The following is a 12816-nucleotide window of genomic DNA, read 5'->3' as shown; positions in this document are numbered from 1 at the left end:
ATCGCTGGCCTAACTAGCTTGTTTCCCGACTCCGCGATCTGATAGAAAAGTGGCGTCAAAGAGTGAGGAGAATCGTGATGCGCTCGGCGCAAAACATCGGAGAAACGAGCGCTTCTGGAGGCCAGCGCCCCCGGGTGATGCCCGATGTGACAAGAGCGCTAGCCGAGGAAGTTTTGTCGGGAAAATACGCTCCCGGCACTGCACTTCCCACTGAAAACGAATTGGGGACTGCGTTCGGAGTCAGTCGCACGGTCATAAGAGAGGCGATCAAGGTTCTCGCCGCTAAGGGTCTGGTGGTGACGCGGCCCCGGGTGGGTACGGTCGTTTCTGACCCGGACAATTGGAGCCTGCTTGATCCTCAGGTGATCAGCTGGCACGGACCAGGGCTCTTCGATGCCAACCTCCTTGGCGCAGTCCTGGAAACCCGACGTGTGCTTGAGCCGCTCGCCGCCAGTCTGGCCGCCGAGCGTGCGACCCTCCGCGAGATCGCTGACTTGGATGGCGCTTGGCAACTCATGAAAGAAGCCAGCGAGGACGTCGAGAAGTTCTCAGCTGCCGATGTCGAGTTTCACCGTATTCTGTATCGAGCCAGCCACAATCCCGTTTTGAGGCAGATCAGCAGCCTGATCGATGCAGCCCTCACGTACTCGTTCGAGACCTCCAACAAGACCGTCTTCAATCGTGACGATGCCGTTCGGTGTCATCACGCCGTGGTGGAAGCGTTGCGCATGCGCGATGTCGATGGTGCCGGATCGGCTGCGAGCAAGCTCATAGAACAGGCAGCCCACGATATCGATCTTGCAGGACGCAAGGCCAAGGATTCAAAGGGCGAGGACTAGCGATCTGACATACATTTACGCAGACTGCTATCGTCGGAACCTAAAATCCTTGCAATGACAGGGTAACCATACATTTCGGCGAATGCCGGTCCAGCGTCAGATCCGCGACGATCTTCTTCAGCCGCGCATTCTCGTCCTCGAGCTGCTTCAGCTTCTTCATCTCCGGCGGCAACAGGCCGGCGTATTTTTTCTTCCAGTTGAAATAGGTCGCCTGGCTGATTCCTGCCTTGCGGCAGATCTCAGCAACTGGCACACCCTCATCACCCTGCTTCAGGATGAACGCCTTCTGAGCGTCCGAAAACTGCGATGCCTTCATCGTCTTCCGTTCCTTTCCCAGCCAGGAAAATGCGCCGAAAAACTCTAATCAAAACTGGTCCAGTTTGAAGGGTTCGGATCAGTATTTTGGCGGCTGCACTTTAGAGTCCGGTTTGGACAAGTGCCGTTTTGTCCGCGCCCGATTTTGCGCTGGCGCTGATAGGCTTCTTGCTTCTAATCGTCTGGAAATTCCCGCCATGGACCGTCGTTGCTTTGATGGCAGCCGGTGGAATTTCTCTTCGACTATTTAGCGGTCTGCAGTAACTGCAGACCAGCAAAGTCCACGGATTCGTGTAGAATGCCGACATCTCACTCAGGCTTGGGAGGGCCAAATGTGGGGACTGTCGATCACATTGGCGTGCTTTTTGATCTTTGCCACGACCAGCTTTGGCGCTGAGCGTCCACCATTCCACACTTCCATGTTGTCGGACGACGTCTCAATCTCCCTGACGGTTCGTTCTATTACCGCCTCGGTAGTGGAAGGCTATGACTACGATGTGAGCATTGGACTGCTGGAGCAGAGGAGCAATGGCAGAACGGTCTTTACTGATTATGGTAGTCATGACGCCCGAGTAAGATGCTTGCCGGGCACAGTGTATGTTGGTGGTAAGAAGTATACGCCGCTTCCGACCAACGCGGGTCGGGACTGGAAGGAAGACCTCGTCGAGACACTGTGCGCTGCGCCGGTATCGTAGCAACGTGAGGCACTAGAGCATCCAGACCCCAACTCATCCCGTCATGATCGGAGCGCAGATATGGAACCGAATTCGGAGATTGGATCGGCCGGACCTCACGACTTTCCTGCTATCAGGGCATTGTGCAACGGCTTCCTCGATTGGTGCCGCTCGCGTTACGGCGAAAACGCTTGGTTTGTCGACCGGTACTACACGCCAGAACAATGGGCCGCGCTCTTGGAAAGCCTACCTAGAATACATTCGGCTCCAGAAGGCGAGATACTTGTTGCCCGCCTGAACGGGAAAGTGGTCGGCTGTGTGATGATGCAACGGATCGATGAGCACACGTGCGAGATGAAGCGCATGTTCATCAACCCCGAGGGCCGAGGCTTGGGGCTGGGTCGCCGTCTCGCAGCGGGTATCGTGCGCGTGGCTGCCGAGCGGGGTTATACTGCCATGCGGCTAGATACCGGCCGTAACCACAACGAGGCGCTGAGCCTCTACCGCTCTCTCGGGTTCAAGGAGATAGCACCCTACTACAAGCCACCTCCTGAACTGCGCAACCATCTCGTCTTCATGGAAGCCAAACTCGCCGGTTAGCTTTCCTGACCTGTGGTGAACTTCACATTGAAACGGCGGAGAAGCCCGGCTCCCCAGCGCGAAGCCGGGCTTGACCAGCTTACTTGACCTGCGTCACGGTCAATTTGCCATCGACGCGTTCGGCAACGAACTCGATGTTTTGGCCAGCCTTCAGTTTTTCAAGAATGGCGGCGTCCTTGACCCGAAACACCATGGTCATGGCTGGCATGTCGAGGTTCTTCAGGTCATCATGCTTGATGGTGACCTTCTGTCCCTTGGCATCGACCTTGTTGACGACGCCTTTGGTGAACTCCTGAGCAAGGGCAGCGCCTGCTCCGGCAAGCGAAATGGCCAACGCGGCGACGAGTTTTATCACAGTTTTCATGGAGCTTCTCCTTCGTTGATTACTTAGCTGCGACTGAAACGTCGCCATGCATTCCGGCCTCGTAGTGGCCGGGGATGAGGCAGGCGAACTTGAAGTCGCCGCCAGTCGTGAACTTCCAGATGATCTCGCCGGACTCACCCGCTGCCAGGCGAATTGAGTTCGGGTCCGCGTGCTCCATCTCAGGGAACTTCTCCATCACCTTCTTGTGCTCCAGGATTTTATCCTCTTGGTCGAGCACGAACTCGTGGTTGGTTTCACCCGCGTTCTTGATGGAGATTTTCACCGTTTGGTCCTTGCGAACCTTGATGACAGCAGGCTGGAACAGCATCTTGCCGTCTTCGGTCTCTTTCATGGTGACGCGGATGGTCTGGGTCACCTTCGCCTTATCGCCAGGTTCGCCGACCGCCATTTTTTCCCCATGTCCGCCAGCGTGGTTGCCGGAGGCCCAGGCGGGCGTGGTGAGGGCGGCGATAGCCAGTGCAAGTGCGCAAATTTTCATGTCAGGTCCTTTGTTGCTGAGGAAGTGTGTCAGCCGTGTTTCATCGGCTTCGGCGTGATGGTGGTGTTTGCGTCTTTGGCCTTGGGAGCGTCCGGCAGTTCGCCAGTCCACTCCCAGGCCTGGGTCCCGGGCGGGTTCTCGTACCAACCCGGATCGGAGTAATCGTCGGCCGAGATGCCTTCACGGACTTTCACGACCGAGAACATGCCGCCCATCTCGATGGGGCCGTGAGGACCCCATCCGGTCATCATGGGGATGGTGTTCTCGGGAATGGGCATTTCCATTTCGCCCATATCGGCCATGCCTTTGGTTCCCATCGGCATGTAATCGGGCTGCAGCTTGCGGATTTTTTCCGCGACCTTCGACTTGTCGGCACCAATGAAGGTCGGGATGTCGTGGCCCATCGCATTCATGGTGTGATGCGACTTGTGGCAATGGATTGCCCAGTCCCCGAGGTACTTGGCGTCGAACTCGTAGGCCCGCATCGCCCCGACGGGGATGTCGATGCTCACCTCCGGCCACCGCGCTTCCGGCCGCAACCAGCCTCCATCGGTGCAGGTGACCTCAAAGTCATAGCCGTGCATGTGGATCGGATGGTTGGTCATCGTGAGGTTGCCGACGCGGACACGCACGCGGTCATTCTTGGAAACGACAAGCGGGCTGATGTCCGGGAAAATACGACTGTTCCAGCACCACATGTTGAAGTCGCTCATTTCCATGACCTTGGGGACATATGTGCCAGGATCGATGTCATAGGCGTTGAGCAGGAACACGAAATCCCGGTCGACGCGCATGAGCTTCGGGTCCTTGGGATGGATGACGAAGAAACCCATCATGCCCATCGCCATCTGGACCATTTCGTCCGAATGCGGATGGTACATAAAGGTGCCGGACTTCACGAGATCGAACTCGTAGACAAACGTCTTGCCGACAGGAATGTGAGGCTGTGTGAGGCCACCCACGCCGTCCATGCCCGACGGCAGGATCATGCCATGCCAGTGGATCGTCGTGTGTTCCGGCAGCTTGTTGGTGACAAAGATGCGGACACGGTCGCCCTCGACGGCCTCGATAGTCGGTCCCGGAGATTGCCCATTGTACCCCCAGAGATAGGCGGTCATACCGTCCGCCATTTCTCGCTCCACGGGCTCGGCAACGAGATGAAACTCCTTGACGCCGTTGTTCATCCGATGGGGAAGCGTCCAACCGTTGAGGGTTACGACCGGTTGGTAGTCCGGTCCGGAAGTCGGATGCAGTGGAGGCTGCATGTCGGCCGACGCCATTGCCGGAGCGTCCGGCAGGCCCATCGCGGAGGTCTTTGTCCAGGCTCCGGCTGCCATCAGGGCTGCGCCAGCGCCAAAAAGCTGTCGTCTGTTGAACATCTGATTGTCCTTTCTCAATGAACGCCGCCGCCGCTTTCAGATGCCGATGCAACCTCCGTCTCGGCTGTCGCAGCAGACGAGCCGCCGCCGTAAACAGCGGGGGCGAGGTTCGCGTCGGATAGCCAAAAGTCTCGCTTGGCGTTGACGGAAAGCAGGATGGAATTGATCTTGTCCCGAGTGTCGGTGAGCAATTCGAAGGTATTGGTGATCATTCCGTTGTAGGTCAGCAGGGACTCTTCCTCGACCTTGGTACGCAGCGGCACGACGTTGTTGCGGTAGTGCCGGGCGATGTCGTAGTTGGAGCGGTAGGCCTCGTAGGCCGATCTCGCCTCCGAACGCACATTGACGGCTTTCTCCGCCAATTGGTTCGCGGCTCGCATGTAGCCAAGCTCGGCCTTGCGCATCCGGGCCTTGCCGGTGTCGAAGATGGGGATCGCGAACTCCAACTCGCCAGCGGCGGTGGTTTCCCACTTCTTCTTGCCGTCCTCCTCGACTTCGCGTTCAGCCTCGGAGCCCGCCAGGATTTCCAGGTCCGTGACGTAGCGCGTAGCCTCGGTCAGGCCATAGGATCGTGCGGTGGCCTCCAGCTCCAGGCGGGCGACCTGAAGATCAATACGGTTTCTGAGGGCTTCGGCTTCGATTGCGTCGCTCTTGGCAAGCGACCGTGGCAGCGCCGGGAGACTGTTCGGAACCTGGTAGTCGACGTCTGTGCCCCACAGGCCCATCAGTCTCGTGAGTTCCTCCTTGGCAAGACGGGCCGTCAGCCGAGCCTTCGCGGTTTCGCCAGCCAGTTCGGCGACGAAGACATGCTCGCGGGCCTGGCCTCCCTTGGTCATTGCGCCTGTTTCGCCCAGCTTTTCGGCGAGTTCTGAGGCTGCGTCGGCGGCTGCTTGTGCTCGTTGTAGCTGACCGACGGTTTCCCATGCGGCCACGGCATTGATCCAGGCACGACGGGTTTCCGCCGCGAGCTGAAGGGTCCTAACGGCAGCGTTCAACTGAGCCTGCCGGAAACGGGTATCGGCGATCTCGATGTCCCGCTTCTTGGTCATCAGGGCGAGAAGGTTTGTGGTGATCGCCCCCTCGATTGTGCGAAATGCCTCAAGTTCCGGCGCACCGATCCCCGAGAAGCCAATAGAAACCGTCGGGTTCAGCAGGATTGTGGCCTGCCAGGCATCTGCCGCGCTGTCGCCGAGGTCGGCGTAGGCTGCCTGCAGGCCCTTGTTGTTGATGAGCGCGACTTGGACGGCCGTGTCGGCGTCCAGCACCTTGTTCCTGCCAAGGATCGCCTTCACCCGAGAGGACGTTGCCTGTGCCTGCTGTTGGTTTTGCACCCAGACAGTCTGCTTGGACGTGACACCACCGACCTTGGCGGAGACCGTGGAAAAGCCCGCTTCCTTTCCGGCGTATTCGGCACTGCTGACGCAACCGGCCAGAACCAGCGGAATAGCCGTCAGGGCCATCGCTCTCTTGATCGCGATCATGATTGGTCTCCATTCTTCGGAGACAGCTGCTCGTTTTGTTGCCGCCAGGGCTTGGGATCGACAGGCTGGCGGGCAACGAAGCCAGAGATGGGCGAACGGTACCGAATAGGACGCACTGAGTACGTCTGCTGGACGTCCGCCGACGCAATAACATCGGGAGGCGTGGATGCGCAGCCGCCCACCAAGAGGGGCAGCCCCACCACAAATATGGAAGGTTTCATTTCAAAAATCCGAATAGCAGTAATCTACCGGCAGGCGCGGCTGTCGCCACGGCATGCCTTCCGGACCCGTCAGGACGGGCAAATTGCTATTCAGATATTAGGCGGTCGATGCAGAGGCGGCAGCTCGCCAACCAGACTTTGATCATTGACGAACTGCCGGATCGAAGACACGACGGGTCCGCCAACGTCGTGAGCTTCACAAACAATGCCAAAGCCGCCGCAGAAATCCTTGCAGCAGTGCTGTTTGGAGAACTGGTCGTCATCGCCCGTGGGTGATCCGTGATCGTGTTGGTGGGCGACATCTTGGACCGCCTCATCGTCGCTGGTCACACCATGATCGTGGTCAGTTGCGGCGTGATGGTCGTGCGCGCTAGCGGCGCTGGGGGGCGGTAATTCGGGGAAAGCCGACCCATGCATTGCGGCGTTCGCGTTGGACAATGTGTATCCTGCCAGCGATGCGATGATCACCAGCCGCACGAATATGAGCAGTTTGCTCAGTGCGATCCGATACATTTTGCCCATTCCCAAGAGCTACCGCCAAAGCAGCCCCACTTTAATTGCGCCGCCGAAGCTTTCAAAGATTCGCGACGATTGTGAGGCAGTTCGGATAGCCGTCTACGGCTTGCCATCGTTGGAAGGTCAACATCTATTTTGCAGAGCCGCCCGCGATTGGACAGCAATGGGTTTGAGGGAGGCCACCGGCTTTTTGCAAACCACCCCTCCGTTGTGGCCTCCCATATCCTCCCAGGAGAAGAAGGACAGGAGAACACTAGGCTCGAAGGCAGCGCGGGCAATGGGACTTAGGTCCTAACCCGAAGAGCCGATCACTTGACGGTCCAGGTAGCAGGCTCGTCCTTGCGGGGAAGGATCATCCGGTCGATTGAAGCGTCCCGCTTGATCAACGTATGCCACGCAGCAGCGGTGAAGTGGATCGCGACCATCATCAGGATCACCTTCGATCCGATGACGTGAAGCGGTGCGACGGAGAAGGTCAGATAGCTGGCGACGAAACCAAGTGCGGCTTGACCGATTATCGCGGCATAGAAGGCAAAGTGGAGAGCCTTTGCGAGCAGGTCCGCACCCGTCTGCGGTATCGATGGTGATGGCGGCCGCATGATCCTCAGGAGAAGCCGCAGGACCATCAGCCCGCCGATGGCAATCCCTGCATAGTTGTGGACCAAGTGCTGCAGCACGTCGGCGGCCGACGGCTGCACGCCCATATGCACTGCATGATGGGTGCGCTCAATACTACCTCCCGTCAGGTACTGGACCGGCAGTAGTCCAGCGATCACCCAGTGCAAGGCGATCTGATAACCCCTGTAGCCGTTGCGCATTCGATCCTCCAATTGCCGAGGAGGATGCCGCGACTCTGTAAAAATTGGGTATCGACGCCCGCACTCCTTGCTTGCCAAGCTTCCCAGCCCATATCGCCATCAGGAACAAAATTCTGCTTTCGCGATTTGGATGCGAAAGGGAAATTCACAGTGAGCCGTATTAGTAGCAAAATCGCCCATGTCATAATGGCCCTGGCGTTGAGCTTGATGGTGATCGCGGCGATGGCGATGGCTCCGTCGGTGAACGCTGGCTTGCTGGGCGGGCAGTGCGTGCATGCCTACTCAGGCTCACATGATGAAAAGCCGGATCCGGACACAACACATGTAGGCGCATGCTGCACCGACATGCATTGCTGTCCGCTTATGCCGAGCGTCCTTCCAGACGATACGTCGTTGCAGTTAGACGACATCCTTTTTGCGGGACATAGGGCAGCAAGCCCGCTCTTGTTGATCAGGCCAATCGATCCGCCGCCGAAAGCCTTGCCGGTTTGACGTTTCGATCAACCCAATCGATGGAGAGTCCCGATGAAAACGAAATACCTTGTTACGGCTTTTGCCGCGTCTTGCCTGTCGCTGGCAGCGCTTCCTGTTGCTTCCCAAGAAATGTCTTACCCTGAAAAATGCAAGGGGATGGACATCGCCAAAATGGGCACGTCGTCCGGCGACGGGATGAAGATGGACATGTCTTCCGGTGGTGACATGAAGATGGACATGCCCATGGATCAGATGGGCGACTACCAGAAGGCCACGATGGAAGGCATGAAGTCGATGCACGACGACATGATGCAGGGGATGATGCAGAAAGACCCGGATGTGGCTTTCGTCTGCGGGATGATCGCCCACCACATGGGCGCAATCGCTATGTCCGAGGCCGAACTGAAGTACGGCGATAACAAGGCGGCGAAGGACATGGCGAAGAAGGTCATCGCGGCGCAAAAGAAGGAAATCGCCTACATGACCAAGTGGGTCGAGAAGGAAGCCAAGTAGGAGCCGGTCGTGCACCACCAATCGGAAGAGATGAAACGTTGCATCGAAACCTGCCTGGCTTGCTACAAGGAGTGCTGCGTTGATGCCTGCCGCAGCTGCGCGGAAAGCTGTGAGAAGATGGCCGCCTGAGGCCGTCAGGAGGGCCGGGTGACCGGCCTTCCATTCAGGTTCTTTTCGGAGGCTGGGGGAAGTGATTACCCGCCTCTGACCTCATTTTTGATACGCACCACCGCGCATATGCCTTTGCGGGAACGCCCCCTAACCAGCTGCCCACCGGGCTGAGGGAATACGAGTATTGAATTTTGACGATTACCCGGGAGCCTTCTGAGATCGGCCTGATGACGAAGTCCATGTGATAGGAGTCGATGACCAGCAACTTCGGATGGCCGAGGGTTTGCCACGACTTCCGCCAGGGCGGTTGCCGCTCAGTTATGATCTCTTCCACGAACAGGCTCATACCGAGAACCTTGCCACGCATCTTCACGATAGAGCCGACAGCTTGCCCGTTCCCAGGATCGACGTCGTATTCCATGGTGGCCCCCAGCATCATCAGCGAGGGCTTCTGCATATGGGCTCCAACAACGGTTGGATCATCAAGGAACGCGAAGACCTGCTCGGGCGGAGCCAGCAGGTCAATGGTGCTTGTCGCAGAGTCCTCGTACGTCATCATGCGCCATCCTTGTGATCATGACCTCCATGACCACCGTGGCCGTGGAATAGGTGCATCAGCGGACATGCCAAAAGAAGGAGGTATGGGGCGATGCCAAGGGCGTGCGCCCAATGCTCCCGGAGCATGAAGAACACGACGATGATGCCAAGTGATGCCGCCATCAAAATCCAGGTGCGCGAATTCATAGTCCGATACTCCTAAGTCTGAGGGAATTGCCGACGACGCTCACGGACGACAGGGCCATGGCGGCGGCAGCAATGATGGGGGAGAGGAGGATTCCGAAGACGGGGTAGAGAACGCCCGCCGCTATTGGTACGCCAGCAGCGTTGTAAATGAAGGCGAAGAACAGGTTCTGCCGGATGTTGCGCATCGTCGCCCGGCTGAGCTGTCTTGCCCTGACAATGCCTTGTAGATCGCCCTTGAGCAGGGTAACGCCCGCACTTTCGATGGCGACGTCCGTTCCGGTCCCCATGGCAATTCCGACGTCGGCGGCCGCGAGTGCAGGTGCATCATTGACGCCGTCCCCGGCCATGGCAACGATGCGGCCCTCGCTCCTCAATCGCGAGACGATCTTGCTCTTGTCTTCCGGGAGGACTTCCGCCTCCACCGAGGTGATGCCGAGCTTGCGAGCAACTGCTGCCGCCGTCGTCTTGTTGTCGCCGGTCAGCATGACAACTTCGACGCCTTCTTCCATCAGCACCTTAACGGCCTGCGGTGTCGTGGTCTTGATCGGGTCGGCGATGGCAAAGAGACCGGCCAGCGAGCCATCGATTGCCAGGAAGATGACGGTTGCGCCTTCGTCTCGGAGTTCCTCTGCTTGAGCGGTCATCGGCAGGACGTCGACGTTAGCGTCGGCCATGATCCTGTGGCTTCCAAGGATGAGCTTCTTCCCGGCAACAGTGCCCGTCACGCCTTTGCCAACCGGACTATCGAAGTCTTGTGCGTCGTGGAGTGGGAGATTCCGCTCTTGGGCGGCAACGACTATGGCATGGGCAAGCGGATGCTCGCTCGACCGCTCCAGGCTGGCGGCCAACTGCAGGACGTCATCAGCCGCCATGCTGTCGCGAGGAATGATGGCTGTCACTTTTGGACGGCCCTCGGTGAGAGTTCCGGTCTTGTCGACCACGAGCGTGTTAATCTTCTCGATCCGTTCCAGTGCCTCGGCGTTCTTGATCAAGACCCCAAGCCTTGCGCCGCGACCAACGCCCACCATGATCGACATCGGGGTCGCCAGACCCAGGGCGCAGGGGCATGCGATGATCAGGACAGCGACGGCAGCGACCAACCCATGGGCAAACCGTGGCTCTGGCCCGATCAGCAGCCATGCGACAAAGGCGATGACCGCAATGACGATAACAACCGGCACGAACCAGCCCGACACCTGGTCGGCCAGGCGCTGGATCGGCGCACGAGAGCGCTGCGCCTCGGCGACCATCCGCACGATCTGGGACAGCATCGTGTCACGGCCGACCTTTCCGGCCTCCATGACGAAACCGCCGGTCTGGTTCATGGTGCCGCCGATCAGCTTCGAGCCGACTTCCTTTGTGACAGGCATGGACTCGCCCGTGATCATGGACTCGTCGACCGAGCTTCTGCCTTCGAGGAGGATGCCATCGACCGGTACTTTCTCGCCGGGCCGAACCCGAAGCCGGTCCCCGACCACGATGACATCGAGGCCGACATCTTCGTCGGAACCATCCGATTTCACCCGTCGCGCCACCTTCGGAGCAAGATCGAGCAGGGCCCGGATCGCTCCGCCCGTCTGCTCGCGGGCCCGAAGCTCAAGGACCTGGCCCAACAATACGAGGACCGTGATGACTGCGGCGGCTTCAAAGTAGACCGCCACCGCACCGTCGTTCGAGCGTACTGTTTCGGGGAAGATTTCCGGGAACACGGTCGCGACCACACTGTAAATCCAGGCGACCCCAGTTCCCATCGCGATTAGGGTAAACATGTTGAGGCGACGGCTGACCAGGGACTGCCATCCCCGTTGAAAGAACGGCCAGCCAGCCCAAAGCACGACAGGGGTGGCCAGAACCATCTGTACCCAGTTCGACGTCTGAGCGCCGAGAAGCGTGTGCAAATTCGTGAGGTGGCCGCCCATCTCCAGCGCCAGGACTGGCAGAGAAAGCACCAGGCCGATCCAGAACCGCTGTTGCATATCGATCAGCTCGGCGCTGGGCCCGGTCTCTGCTGTCACGACTTCGGGTTCAAGGGTCATGCCGCAGATCGGACAGTTCCCTGGGCCGGGTTGTCGTATCTGGGGATGCATGGGACAGGTATAGATCACCGGCTCGCCGGTTATCGTAGGCGGCGGTTCCGCCATATGTTCATGGTCGTGATGATGTACCGTTGTCACGAGACACTCCGTGTTTTCCGTTGCCAGCTCGCGCGGCCGGTTATGGCCACGCTCGTTAGATCAAGCAGCGGTACGGGGTGGTCCCAGCGAAGGTGGGAACATGACGCCGGTCAGGTGGCCGACGGGTTCCCGATAGGCAACCTCAATGAAACTCGGAATGTGATGGATTTCTGTCGCAACAGCTTCTGCGACGAACACCAGACACTGCAGGGCACAGCATTGGCCAGGGACAGTGTGCGGTTTTGAATCGTCGCAATCCTCGTGGCCGTTCTGGCCGGCCGAAACGTGCGTGTGGGGAACAACGGAGAGGTCGGCTGTGAAGCTTGGCATCACAGGGGAAAGGAAGAGCAGGACTGCGATGAAAACCGCGACCATGACTTTCCGTCCTTGAACCTCGTCGCTAACTCGAACTGGGCTGAATCTTGCCAATGTCTGTAGATAGCTGAGACGCAAAGTAAGACATTGATCTTGATCAAATTCAAGTTGGTGCCGCCTTGCCGGGTTCGTTTATCAATCTGCTAGCGAAGGGATGCCATGAGGTCCGCTATTATCGGGACATTGATTTTTGTAACTGTCGCGTCTGCGGCGATTTGCGCGGATGACATCGTGACCCTTAGACAGGCGGATATGAAGGCAATCGCTGCTGCTACCAAGTCCATCGCGGGAATGTTCAAGGTGCCTTCAACCTATTCTTCGCCCGATTTCAAGTGGGCAGCCGAACTTATCCGAGACAAGGCGGGTCAGACACTGATCGACCATTTCGCGTCGGAAGCTGGATCTCCCGCTTCGAAGGCGAAGCCGAATATCATCGAGGAGCGCGACCGTTTCGATCGTCTGGCAAATGACCTCAAGTCCTATGCGGCGGCGCTGGCTGTCGCCGCCGAGAAGAACCCGGCAGTTATGACCGACAGCATGCGGATGAAGCCCGGCGAACCGATGGGCGGTGGACCGTTCGGCACGCATGTCCAGAGCGAGGCCGAGCTTTCGTCCATTCCTGCCGAGCATACTTTCCACCTAATGCTGCAGACGTGCACAACCTGTCACGTCAGGTTCCGAATGGAATGACTTCCCTCGATGCCCGTATCCCCGGGAAG

General features: G+C 58.5%; 17 protein-coding genes and 1 pseudogene. 6 read left to right on the top strand and 12 right to left on the bottom strand.

Going from position 1 to position 12816, the window contains the following annotated elements; genetic code table 11:
- The first annotated feature begins 77 nt into the window (after window positions 1-77).
- A complete protein-coding gene (locus IB244_RS06040; RefSeq protein WP_192303436.1) occupies window positions 78-839 on the top strand; it encodes a FadR/GntR family transcriptional regulator in 762 nt (253 codons plus the stop codon).
- An 85-nt stretch (window positions 840-924) separates the two neighbouring features.
- Here the strand turns inward: IB244_RS06040 and IB244_RS06035 are convergent.
- Window positions 925-1155 (bottom strand): annotated as a pseudogene (locus IB244_RS06035) (transposase); the annotation flags it as partial.
- Window positions 1156-1486: 331 nt separating this feature from the next.
- Between IB244_RS06035 and IB244_RS06030 the strand changes: the two are divergent.
- Entirely contained in the window at window positions 1487-1849 is a 363-nt protein-coding gene (locus tag IB244_RS06030) for a hypothetical protein (protein WP_192303434.1), read from the top strand.
- 60 nt (window positions 1850-1909) lie between these two features.
- Entirely contained in the window at window positions 1910-2428 is a 519-nt protein-coding gene (locus IB244_RS06025; RefSeq protein ID WP_192303432.1) for a GNAT family N-acetyltransferase, read from the top strand.
- 79 nt (window positions 2429-2507) lie between these two features.
- Here the strand turns inward: IB244_RS06025 and IB244_RS06020 are convergent, their stop codons facing one another.
- The 7 genes from IB244_RS06020 to IB244_RS05995 form a co-directional block, all read right to left on the bottom strand.
- Window positions 2508-2792 carry a copper-binding protein gene (locus tag IB244_RS06020; RefSeq protein ID WP_192303430.1) on the bottom strand — a complete coding sequence of 95 codons (285 nt, stop codon included), beginning with the start codon at window positions 2790-2792 and terminating at the stop codon, window positions 2508-2510.
- Window positions 2793-2811: 19 nt separating this feature from the next.
- Entirely contained in the window at window positions 2812-3291 is a 480-nt protein-coding gene (locus IB244_RS06015; RefSeq protein ID WP_169680387.1) for a plastocyanin/azurin family copper-binding protein, read from the bottom strand.
- Window positions 3292-3320: 29 nt separating this feature from the next.
- Window positions 3321-4670 carry a multicopper oxidase family protein gene (locus IB244_RS06010; RefSeq protein WP_192303428.1) on the bottom strand — a complete coding sequence of 450 codons (1350 nt, stop codon included), beginning with the start codon at window positions 4668-4670 and terminating at the stop codon, window positions 3321-3323.
- Window positions 4671-4684: 14 nt separating this feature from the next.
- Window positions 4685-6151, bottom strand: coding sequence for a TolC family protein (locus IB244_RS06005; RefSeq protein ID WP_169680385.1), 1467 nt, complete (start codon window positions 6149-6151; stop codon window positions 4685-4687).
- Window positions 6148-6372 carry a hypothetical protein gene (locus IB244_RS32035; protein ID WP_246734354.1) on the bottom strand — a complete coding sequence of 75 codons (225 nt, stop codon included), beginning with the start codon at window positions 6370-6372 and terminating at the stop codon, window positions 6148-6150. The genes IB244_RS06005 and IB244_RS32035 overlap by 4 nt, the downstream gene beginning before the upstream one ends.
- A gap of 90 nt (window positions 6373-6462) precedes the next feature.
- Window positions 6463-6894 (bottom strand): hypothetical protein, encoded by a 432-nt coding sequence (locus IB244_RS06000; protein WP_192303426.1) that lies wholly within the window; start codon window positions 6892-6894, stop codon window positions 6463-6465.
- A 302-nt stretch (window positions 6895-7196) separates the two neighbouring features.
- Complete coding sequence (locus IB244_RS05995; RefSeq protein WP_192303424.1) at window positions 7197-7706, bottom strand: cytochrome b; 510 nt, start codon at window positions 7704-7706, stop codon at window positions 7197-7199.
- Between the two features lie 150 nt (window positions 7707-7856).
- Here IB244_RS05995 and IB244_RS05990 point away from each other — a divergent pair, with 150 nt between their 5' ends.
- Window positions 7857-8198, top strand: a complete 342-nt coding sequence (locus tag IB244_RS05990) for a hypothetical protein (protein WP_169680380.1) — start codon at window positions 7857-7859, stop codon at window positions 8196-8198.
- Window positions 8199-8231: 33 nt separating this feature from the next.
- A complete protein-coding gene (locus IB244_RS05985) occupies window positions 8232-8693 on the top strand; it encodes a DUF305 domain-containing protein (RefSeq protein ID WP_246734353.1) in 462 nt (153 codons plus the stop codon).
- Between the two features lie 163 nt (window positions 8694-8856).
- Here the strand turns inward: IB244_RS05985 and IB244_RS05980 are convergent, their stop codons facing one another.
- The 4 genes from IB244_RS05980 to IB244_RS05965 form a co-directional block, all read right to left on the bottom strand.
- Complete coding sequence (locus tag IB244_RS05980; RefSeq protein WP_246734352.1) at window positions 8857-9363, bottom strand: SRPBCC family protein; 507 nt, start codon at window positions 9361-9363, stop codon at window positions 8857-8859.
- Window positions 9360-9548 carry a DUF2933 domain-containing protein gene (locus IB244_RS05975; RefSeq protein ID WP_169680377.1) on the bottom strand — a complete coding sequence of 63 codons (189 nt, stop codon included), beginning with the start codon at window positions 9546-9548 and terminating at the stop codon, window positions 9360-9362. The genes IB244_RS05980 and IB244_RS05975 overlap by 4 nt, the downstream gene beginning before the upstream one ends.
- Window positions 9545-11689, bottom strand: coding sequence for a copper-transporting P-type ATPase (locus tag IB244_RS05970; protein WP_192303803.1), 2145 nt, complete (start codon window positions 11687-11689; stop codon window positions 9545-9547). The genes IB244_RS05975 and IB244_RS05970 overlap by 4 nt, the downstream gene beginning before the upstream one ends.
- Before the next feature lie 93 nt (window positions 11690-11782).
- A complete protein-coding gene (locus IB244_RS05965) occupies window positions 11783-12097 on the bottom strand; it encodes a hypothetical protein (protein ID WP_192303422.1) in 315 nt (104 codons plus the stop codon).
- Window positions 12098-12256: 159 nt separating this feature from the next.
- Here IB244_RS05965 and IB244_RS05960 point away from each other — a divergent pair, with 159 nt between their 5' ends.
- Complete coding sequence (locus tag IB244_RS05960) at window positions 12257-12787, top strand: cytochrome c (protein WP_192303420.1); 531 nt, start codon at window positions 12257-12259, stop codon at window positions 12785-12787.
- The last annotated feature ends 29 nt before the right edge of the window (window positions 12788-12816 follow it).

The organism is Rhizobium sp. RHZ02, from assembly GCF_014851575.1.
In the GTDB taxonomy this organism is placed as follows: Bacteria; Pseudomonadota; Alphaproteobacteria; order Rhizobiales; family Rhizobiaceae; genus Rhizobium; species Rhizobium altiplani.
The sequence above is the reverse complement of the archived record's forward strand: the minus strand, read 5'-3'. Positions and strand labels throughout refer to the sequence as shown.

Coding starts and splice junctions, on each gene's coding strand:
- IB244_RS06025 (WP_192303432.1), top strand. CDS start 1,910: ATGGAACCGAATTCGGAGATTGGATCGGCCGGACCTCACGACTTTCCT.
- IB244_RS06010 (WP_192303428.1), bottom strand. CDS start 4,670: ATGTTCAACAGACGACAGCTTTTTGGCGCTGGCGCAGCCCTGATGGCA.
- IB244_RS06005 (WP_169680385.1), bottom strand. CDS start 6,151: ATGATCGCGATCAAGAGAGCGATGGCCCTGACGGCTATTCCGCTGGTT.
- IB244_RS06020 (WP_192303430.1), bottom strand. CDS start 2,792: ATGAAAACTGTGATAAAACTCGTCGCCGCGTTGGCCATTTCGCTTGCC.
- IB244_RS06040 (WP_192303436.1), top strand. CDS start 78: ATGCGCTCGGCGCAAAACATCGGAGAAACGAGCGCTTCTGGAGGCCAG.
- IB244_RS05975 (WP_169680377.1), bottom strand. CDS start 9,548: ATGAATTCGCGCACCTGGATTTTGATGGCGGCATCACTTGGCATCATC.
- IB244_RS05965 (WP_192303422.1), bottom strand. CDS start 12,097: ATGGTCGCGGTTTTCATCGCAGTCCTGCTCTTCCTTTCCCCTGTGATG.
- IB244_RS32035 (WP_246734354.1), bottom strand. CDS start 6,372: ATGAAACCTTCCATATTTGTGGTGGGGCTGCCCCTCTTGGTGGGCGGC.
- IB244_RS05980 (WP_246734352.1), bottom strand. CDS start 9,363: ATGATGACGTACGAGGACTCTGCGACAAGCACCATTGACCTGCTGGCT.
- IB244_RS05970 (WP_192303803.1), bottom strand. CDS start 11,689: ATGGCGGAACCGCCGCCTACGATAACCGGCGAGCCGGTGATCTATACC.
- IB244_RS05960 (WP_192303420.1), top strand. CDS start 12,257: ATGAGGTCCGCTATTATCGGGACATTGATTTTTGTAACTGTCGCGTCT.
- IB244_RS05995 (WP_192303424.1), bottom strand. CDS start 7,706: ATGCGCAACGGCTACAGGGGTTATCAGATCGCCTTGCACTGGGTGATC.
- IB244_RS06000 (WP_192303426.1), bottom strand. CDS start 6,894: ATGGGCAAAATGTATCGGATCGCACTGAGCAAACTGCTCATATTCGTG.
- IB244_RS06030 (WP_192303434.1), top strand. CDS start 1,487: ATGTGGGGACTGTCGATCACATTGGCGTGCTTTTTGATCTTTGCCACG.
- IB244_RS05985 (WP_246734353.1), top strand. CDS start 8,232: ATGAAAACGAAATACCTTGTTACGGCTTTTGCCGCGTCTTGCCTGTCG.
- IB244_RS06015 (WP_169680387.1), bottom strand. CDS start 3,291: ATGAAAATTTGCGCACTTGCACTGGCTATCGCCGCCCTCACCACGCCC.